The 6,798-nt window shown below is 29.1% G+C and carries 5 protein-coding genes; all 5 read left to right on the forward strand.

Annotation, left to right across the window (positions count from 1 at the left end; genetic code table 11):
• Positions 1-45 precede the first annotated feature (45 nt).
• Genes L988_RS01880 through L988_RS01900 form a run of 5 tightly spaced genes read left to right on the forward strand, consistent with a single transcriptional unit; the run spans position 46 to position 6,623 of the window.
• Positions 46-1,479, forward strand: coding sequence for an ABC transporter substrate-binding protein (locus L988_RS01880; protein ID WP_047381003.1), 1,434 nt, complete (start codon positions 46-48; stop codon positions 1,477-1,479).
• Positions 1,480-1,495: 16 nt separating this feature from the next.
• The gene (locus tag L988_RS01885; protein WP_047381006.1) at positions 1,496-2,332 is read left to right on the forward strand and encodes a hypothetical protein; all 837 of its coding nucleotides are present in this window, start codon (positions 1,496-1,498) and stop codon (positions 2,330-2,332) included.
• Positions 2,332-4,941, forward strand: a complete 2,610-nt coding sequence (locus tag L988_RS01890; protein ID WP_047381008.1) for a hypothetical protein — start codon at positions 2,332-2,334, stop codon at positions 4,939-4,941. The genes L988_RS01885 and L988_RS01890 overlap by 1 nt, the downstream gene beginning before the upstream one ends.
• 15 nt (positions 4,942-4,956) lie before the next feature.
• Entirely contained in the window at positions 4,957-5,865 is a 909-nt protein-coding gene (locus L988_RS01895) for a toxin-antitoxin system YwqK family antitoxin (protein ID WP_047381009.1), read from the forward strand.
• Positions 5,866-5,870: 5 nt separating this feature from the next.
• A complete protein-coding gene (locus L988_RS01900) occupies positions 5,871-6,623 on the forward strand; it encodes a fimbria/pilus periplasmic chaperone (protein ID WP_047381011.1) in 753 nt (250 codons plus the stop codon).
• Positions 6,624-6,798: the final 175 nt, after the last annotated feature.

The raw sequence follows: 6,798 nt of genomic DNA on the forward strand, positions 1-6,798 counted from the left end.
TAATAAATAGTGTTAAGAGGTGAAAAATTGAGGAGATATTTATACTTGATTCTATTTGTTTTAGTAACAGCATTATCTTTTGGTGAAGCAGAGTTGTATTTTGACGATATTCAATTTGATGAATATAGTGGTGAGGTAGAGAGGCAGAGTATAGAAAATAATACTTTGAAAATAGTTCAGGCTGTAAAAGTAGCAACTTTAGATCCTATTTATATGAAGGATCAATATTCAATAAGAACTGTGAACTATCTATACGACACATTATTTGTTTATGATACCAACGATAAAGTTGTTTCGAATCTAATAGAAACTTGGAATTGGAAAGATGATAGACTTTTAGAATTGAAAATAAGAGATGGCGTATATTTCCATAATGGTGATAAAATGTTAGCAGTAGATGTAAAAAATTCTTTTGATAGAATGCTTACTAATGGAATTTTTAAGGATTTTTTTAATGATATTCAGAATATAAGAGTTATTTCAGAAAGAGAATTAGAGATAAAACTAAAAGCAAGAAATAATCTATTTTTATCAATGTTGACATATTATATGTGCTCTATAACAAAGGTAGTTGATGGAAAAATATACGGAACAGGACCGTATAAATTAGATAAGATTACAAATAAAGAGCTCTTTTTATCTAAAAATCAAAGTTATTTTAAAAATTATAAAGGAGCAAATGAAATAGAAATTTTATCAGAGGTTAGTGATAGAAAAAGAGCACTTTTATATTTCAATGACGCTGTCGATGTAGTTTTAGATATAACACCAAAGCAGATTGATGAATGGAAAAAAGAAGGGATTATAGATAAAAGTGTTGTACTTGAAGAGAATAAGGAGTTAGACACAATTGCTATAATTTTTGGTAAAAGAAACAAAACTTTTGAAAATAGAAAAACTAGAGAAGTTCTAAATAAAATCATAAATAGAGATGAGTTGATAAAAAACATATTTACAGAAAAAGCAGCTCGAACATTTTTCCCTGAAAGTTTATTTGAAGCAAAGCTTTCTTTAATAAAAAAAAGTGAGGGAGTAGAAATAGAAACAATAGAAAATGAGTTGATAAAAAAAGAGATTGAAATAACAGTTTTAAACGATGATCTTTCTTTAAAGATAGCTAACAATTTAAAAATTCAATTAGAGAAAAAAGGAATAAAAGCCATAGTTTCACCATATCAACAAGAGGCTTATCTGATGAAAATGGAAAATCAGGACTATGAGATTGCAATATATAATATTATTTTCGATGAAAGATATTTAATATATAATTTGGGAAGAGTTATGGTTCATGATATCGGAGATAAAGGGATGTATAATGCGACACTACCATTTGTAGAAATTTTAAAAGATGAAAGACAAAAAGTAGATAGAGATAAAATATATGATAAAATAGTATCTTTGATTTCAAAGAATATTCCTTATATTCCTTTAATACATAGAGAAAGGGTTTCGATTGAAAGAGAAAGAATAAACATATAAGAAAGGAGGACTAGAATTGAAAAAAATTATAATTTTTTTAATACTCCTTAGTATTGAAATTTTTGGAGCGATAGGAACATCCACAACTAAATTATATGAGAGAAGAGAGATTGTAGGTGGAAGAACTCAAAATTTAGTGATAACAACTTCAAGAGTAAGTTTGACAGGCCTTGGAGGTATAAATAAACTATCATATGATTTTGGTAGATTGTCGGGAGATAATTTTAAAAATAAGCAAACTGGTTATTTAACGGAATCTTTAAGAATAAAGAGTTTAGAAATAAACTCTTTAATGGGAAGGGTTGATAAGGAGAGGAAAGAAATTACAGGATTTGCAGGAAATTTAGATTTGGTTGTAGTTGCGATTGTTGAGGTTAGATCAGATCAATCATTAGCAGGATTGTACCAGAGTCCGAATTTAACTTTAAATATTGTAGGCGACAAAAATAACCATGATGAAAAGATTAAAATTGATATCGATTTAGAGATAAACGTTTTGAAAAGTTTGAAGGTAAAAACTTCTGCAATGGATTTGGGAGTGGGAATTCAAGGACAAAAAATGTCTTCATCGAATGGAGCACATGGTGTTTTAGAGATAGAGGGAGAACCCAATAAAAATCTTGTTATATCTTACTCGAGAGAAGTTGATATAAAAAATCGGTCTGGTCAAGGGGTGTTGAAAGTGTCTATAACAACTCCAAATTTGGAAAATATAAAAGAAAATGATTATAGTGGAAGAATAAATGCTAACGGAAGAAGCGAAGTAAGTTTTCATGGGAGTATAAATGATACAAAAGATTCTCCACCAGGAGAATATACAGGAGAGTTAATTATAAAGGTAAGGTATGATTAATGAATAAATCAAAGATGGCTAAAATTTTGATAATAGCTATTTTTTCTATATCATTTTCTGAAGAAATTTTGTCACAAGAAGAGTATTTTCAATACGAAGAGGCTTATATAGAGATAAAAAGTAAAAGTCTTAAAGATGATTTTTTTATGGTAAGGTATGATTTTGAAAATGATGAAATATTTATTCCAATAAAAGGATTGTTTTATTTTTTAGAAATATATTCAATAAATGTTGACCTCAATCGAAAAACTTTAAGTTATCAAATTGATGATAAGAAATATAAAAATGATATAAAAACTGGAAAAAGCTTTGTGATGGATGGAGATTTGTACGTAAATCTACAGGGGGTAGAAGAGAATTTAGACTTTGGTGAACTGAATTGGTCGAGTCAAGATTTGAAGTTGACGTTTAACCCTCAGTTTACCTTGCCTTTTGAAATAAGAGAGAAAGGAAAAGTTGAGCGTCTTAGATTAAATGATAAACAGGAAAATCGGAAAGTAGATTTAGTTAAAGCAGAAAATAAAATTTTGTCCCCAGGGCTTTTGAAGTTAGGTTATGCGATGAATGATTTAGCTGATTCCGAAAAACAAATAAATTTAGAATATGGAACTCAGTTTTTGTATGGAGATTTGTATGTGAATTATAACTTAGAACCCGATTCTAAGTTGAAAAACGCTAATTTAACGTACAATAACGTTTATCAAGAGAATGACTTAATAATAGGTGATTTTTATTTAAGAACACCAAATTTTTTAAATATTAACGGTTCTCTTAGAGGGATGAGTTTTGGAGAGAAGAACACATATAGTTCAACTTCAGGGAATATAACGACAATAAAAGGTGAGGCTCAAGGTGCAGATGTCATAGAGCTATATCAAAATGATGTTCTGTTAGACTATCAAAGACCGACAGAAAAGAATTTTACATTTGAGGTAAGAGACAGAAGCTACGGTGGAGATTACTCTTTAAAGATTTATTATACAAATGGACAGATTGAGAATAGAAAAGTATATACTGTAGGAGATGCTAAGATCTTAAATAAAAACCAATGGAGTTATAATATTCAAAGTGGTCAAGAAAAAGATGATGATGAAAAGTTTCAAGGGGTTGCTGAATTAAGTTTTGGAGCTACTAAAAATTTGACGCTTGGTGTGGGGTTATTAGAATTAGAATCTGAAAGTAAAAGGAAGTATAAAGTTTTAAAAAATGAAATTGTCTATAGAGTAGATTTTTCAAGTTATCCGATAATGATTAACCTTCAGAATTTTTATGAATATGAAAAAGCTGAAAATGCTTATGAGATTAGATTAAGTCAGAAAATAAAAAATTATAATTTAACTCTAAATCATTTTAGATATTCGGATTATTTGGGGTATGAAGAAAATAAAAAAGAGTATAATTCTATAGGGATATCAAGGGATTTTACAAATACAAGAATCGGAATTGGATATCAAGAAGAAGTAAAAAACAAAACTTTGAAAAAAGAAACAGGATATTATATAAGTTTGGAAAATAGAGGGTTTAGAAATTTCTCATTTTTCTTAGATGCAGAAATGAATTACATAGAGGATGATAAAAAGCGATATACGTTTAATCCAGGGGTTAGTTATGGTGGTATCTCTAAATTTACGACAATATTACAGGCGAATATAGAAGGGGAGAGTAAGTTTGAAACCGACTACTCTTTAAAATTACTTGGGAGAAGAAGTAGATTCAGAGATACGTCTATAGAATATGTTTTAAGTAGTGAATTTAAGTATAATGAGTATGATAGAGAAAGACTTTATCTAGACTTTACTGTTTATTTAGATGATTTGATCTATTTAGAACTGCCAATGTCAAGAAAAGGTGATGGTGAGTATACAGCAGGTTTAAATATTGAAAAAGTTTTTGATATGGAAGATTTAAAAAGAGATGTTCAAGATAGACAAGTAGATAATTCTTGGATCTTTGGAAAGGTTTATATTGATTCTAATGACAATGGGATTTTTGATTTAGAAGAAACGGTATTGCCAGATGTAGTTCTTATCGTAGATGGAAAGAAAGTAACATCTGATAAAAATGGAAATTATTTTGTGAATGGACTACTGCCTTTAGAAAGTTATAAAATACAAGTAGATAGAAAGAGTATAGATCCGATGTTAACTCAAGTTATAGATAAAAGAGAAGTTCAGACTAAAGCTTCAATAGGAACGAAGTATGATGTAGGAGTTCAAGCTGTATCAATGGTAACTGGAAATATTTTGCCTGCAGATGGTATATCATCACAAGAACTTATAAGAATCTTGAGTATGACCAATATCGCGTTAGAAAAGGATGGCGAGTTATATCAAGAGATAGATCCTGAGTTTGATGGGATGTTCTTTTTTGAAAATGTATTACCAGGAGAATATAAAATGAAGTTTATTTACTTAGGAAGTGATAATGTTACCTTTTCAGAAGATGGACTAGATGTTCATATTGAACTTCAAGAAGAAGATGAAGGAGAATATTTTGAGGGATTTGATGTAGTTGTTAACAGAGAAGTTACAACAGAGCAATCTGAAGTTGAGTCAGAGGATGAAGATGAAGAAGGATATAATCTTGAAGATATTTTAAATAATTTTTAGAAGGAGAGAGAGAGGTTGAAGAAAAAATGGGTTATAGGATTTTTAGTTACAAACATTATGCTATTTAATCTTTCCTTTTCTAATTTAAGAAAAGAGAGTATAAATAAAAAGCAATTAAAAAATCAAATTGTATACATAATTAATGAAAAAACACCTTTTTCAGGAGAATTGATAGGTGAGGGTATAAAAGAACAATATGAAAATGGAGTGAAAAATGGAGTTTTTCACGGTTTCGTTTATGATAAGGACGAGAAATATATCTACGAAGGGAGATATATCAACGGAATAAAACATGGGGTTTGGACACTAAAGTATTTAAATGGAGAAACAAGAGCCGTAATAAAATATAACTATGATAAACCTAATGGTCAATGGACATATTTTTATAAGAATAAAAATATGGAGGAGTATGAAAATTTAGAAGATGGAATATTGCATGGGAGACTAGTTAAATACTCTGAAAAAGGAGAGTTGTTAACTAAAGTAGAATATCAACATGGGCTTTTAGATGGCGAAGCAACTTTCTTTTATAAAGGTGAGGTTTTAGAAACCTTAACTAATTTTAAGTATGGAAAGATTGAAGGAAAAATAAAAATATTTTCAGCAGATGGTTTACAGATGTTAGAAGGGGAATATAAAAATAATAGAAGAGATGGAATCTGGAAATTTTTCTATAAGACAGGAGATATTAAAACTATTGTAAACTATAATAATGGTTTAAAACATGGTGATGTTATTATATATGATAAAGCTGGATTAGTAGCTCAGAAAACAACTTTTGTTAAAGGGGATGAGGTAAATTCAGAAGGTAAAGTTATAACTAAAAATACAGAGTTAAAGGATTCAATAGTTGATAGATTTAAGAAATTTAATAGGAATTTAAAGTATGAAAAATATGATAAGTTATTAAGTGAAATGGAGTGATACAGATGAGAAAAAAGAGTTTACTAGCGATAATGTTTTTTTTAATTGCAACTATAGGTTATGCGTTTAACTTTAGTGTTGCACCTACAAGATTTGAGATAGTTTTAGATAAAGTTAATACAAATGAGATAACTTTAATTAATAACACAACATCTCCAATGAGATTGGAAAGTTTTTTAGAAAGTGCACCAGAGTATGAAAAGTATAGTTTGAACGATCATATAAAGTTATATCCCAAAATGATTGCGATTAAACCTGGTGGAAAACAAATAGTTAGATTTAGAGTTAAACCTGAGGGAGCTATGGAATCTGGAGAATATAAAAGTTATGTTGTATTTAAAGAGATACCTCTAAAAGAGGCAATAGGGGAATCTGGTAGTGGAGTTGATGCTCAAATAAAGATGATAACAGAAGTTGGAATAAGTATATACGGATATTACGGAGAGATAAATAAAGGAACGAATATCTCAAATTTAAAGATTTCATATGACTCTAAGAGTTCAAATTTAAAAATAGTAGCGGATTCGGATTCGAAAGGAAATAGTTCGGAGTTGTTAAATCAAAAAATTGAAGTTTTAGGCGCTGGTGGTTTAGTTTCAGAAACGATTGAAGCTCAGTTTGATAGAACGAAAAGGAGTGGTAAGTCGAAATTAGAAAGTTCGATGAGAATAGAAGGTTTGAAAGGAAAAAAAGTTAGAGTTACAATTACAGATACAAATGGAAAAATAATAGAAAGAAAAACGACAGAAACATTATAGAATAAAAGGTAAAATGCATATTTAGATCGAATATGCATTTTTTTTATAAAAAAAATGTTGACGAAGTTTAAAATTTATGGTACTATAATTTTTGTCAGCGGGAAACACTGCAGACGAAGAACGAAAAGGACATTAACAACCGAATAGAGAAAATAGTCAGAAGTTATGAAAATAA

This window comes from Cetobacterium sp. ZWU0022, assembly GCF_000800875.1.
Taxonomy (GTDB): Bacteria; Fusobacteriota; Fusobacteriia; order Fusobacteriales; family Fusobacteriaceae; genus Cetobacterium_A.